Below are 1357 nucleotides of genomic sequence, written 5' to 3'. Positions count from 1 at the left end.
TTGGCCGGTTAGCGACCACTGCTCTGGCTAGCCATGCTTGCCCTCCCACATGTGGAGGACTTGCCATGAAACATCATTGCTACCTGTAGCCGTCAGCCCTGGAACAAAGGTAAGTTGGTCGGGCAGAAAACCCCACTCCGACTGAGAGATATCTGGGCCATCCGAGTAAGGCTTCAAATTGCAGAAAGATCCCGGGATCTGGCTCTCTTCGATCTGGCCATCGACAGCAAGCTTCGAGCCTGCGACTTAACCAAACTCCGTGTGTGCGACGTTGCTCAGTAAGCGCGTGCGCTTCTACTCCACGGTCGATCTGGTCAATCTGCTGGAGCGCGAAAAACACGACGGCAAAGCCGGGCGGATCGCCCAGGCACTGCTGCGCATGGATCTGGTCATCCTCGACGAACTGGGTTATCTGCCGTTCAGCCAGGCTGGCGGTGCGTTGCTGTTTCACCTGCTGTCCAAGCTGTACGAACACACCAGCGTGGTGATCACCACCAACCTGAGCTTCGCCGAATGGTCGAGCGTGTTCGGCGACGCCAAGATGACCACCGCCCTGCTGGATCGGCTGACCCACCACTGCCACATCGTCGAAACCGGTAACGAGTCCTATCGCCTGCAACACAGTAGCTTGGCGGCCCAGGCCAAGATCAAATCACGGGAGCGAAAGCGTAAGGGCGGCCAAGAACCGGAGGACGATGAGCCGTTCTGATTTCATGGCGACGACGGCCTGCTACATGGCTGCGTGTGGCAGGTCTTAAACAACTGAACTGGGCTAGCGAAGGAGTGGGGGCAACAGCAGCTGCGCTGGTAGACTTATCCACAGTTGCTGGTAACAAAATCAGCAATCCGCCCTGGGTCAAATTTCAATCGGCAGGGTGGGTCAATTTTCCATCAGCGCCAACACCAGTACCTGCAGGAAGACCCGGCGACGGTGCTGAGCATGCTCTGGCACGGCTTCCCGGTGCTGCGGCTGCTGGCCGCCTGGCTCGCGGCGAGCGCCGCGCTGTTCGCGCTGTTCGGCTGGCTGGAGCGCCGCACCCGCGCCGCTCCGGTGAGCCTGGCGAGCGCGCCGGCCCGCCGCGGCGCGAGCTGGCCGGCGCGGTTCGCGGTGTTCGGCGTGTTGCTGGTGGTCAGCGTGGTGGCCGCGCGCGGCACGCTGCGTCAGGGCCCGCCGCTGCGCTGGGGCGATGCCTTCACCACCGCCTCGACCTTCGCCAACCACCTCGGGCAGAACGCCACGCTGTCGCTCTACGATGCGGCGCGCAACCGCTTCTCGAGCCATCGCGACAACAGCTGGAAGGCGACACTGCCGGTTGCGGATGCGCAGGCGATCGCCCGCGAGCTGCTGCTGACCGCC

At 62.8% G+C, this 1357-nt stretch carries 3 pseudogenes; all 3 read left to right on the top strand.

Annotated features, from left to right (window positions below):
- Positions 1-72: 72 nt before the first annotated feature.
- Positions 73-276 (top strand): annotated as a pseudogene (locus NA619_RS24960) (integrase); the annotation flags it as partial.
- Positions 275-709, top strand: a pseudogene (gene istB, locus NA619_RS24955) (IS21-like element ISPst3 family helper ATPase IstB); the annotation flags it as partial. The pseudogenes NA619_RS24960 and istB, both read left to right, overlap by 2 nt.
- A 150-nt stretch (positions 710-859) precedes the next feature.
- Positions 860-1357, top strand: a pseudogene (locus NA619_RS24950) (LTA synthase family protein); the annotation flags it as partial.

The organism is Stutzerimonas stutzeri (genome assembly GCF_024448895.1).
GTDB classification, from domain to species: domain Bacteria; phylum Pseudomonadota; class Gammaproteobacteria; order Pseudomonadales; family Pseudomonadaceae; genus Stutzerimonas; species Stutzerimonas stutzeri_Q.
This window is presented reverse-complemented; position numbering and strand designations above follow the sequence as displayed.